The organism is Mesorhizobium sp. WSM4836 (genome assembly GCF_055811815.1).
Genome location: NZ_JBVVQF010000129.1, coordinates 1 through 264, shown reverse-complemented (window position 1 = coordinate 264; position 264 = coordinate 1). Strand labels below are relative to the sequence as shown.

The 264-nt window shown below is 59.8% G+C and carries 1 protein-coding gene; it reads left to right on the top strand.

What is annotated here, in order from left to right; all coding sequences use genetic code 11:
- Positions 1 to 264: HAMP domain-containing protein (locus tag AC0L2P_RS32385; RefSeq protein ID WP_473507265.1), on the top strand; the 264-nt coding region annotated here is incomplete at both ends.

The window sequence follows — 264 nt, the reverse complement described above, 5'->3', positions numbered from 1 at the left end:
CCTGCTCTTTCAGATCGCCGCGATCGTCGTTTCGCTTCTGATTGTTTTTGCCGCCGTGCTCGGAATTTCGAAGCGGATCACCGCGGGCCTCAGGGCGCTTGCCAGCGCCGCCCAGCGGCTCCAGTCCAAAGACTATTCAGTCCGCGTGAGCATCCCAACGCGCGACGAAGTTGGAGCGGCAGGGGTGGCTTTCAATCGCATGGCTGAGCAGATCAGCTTTCACACGGAAAACCTCGAGCAACTCGTCGACGAACGAACCAGGGA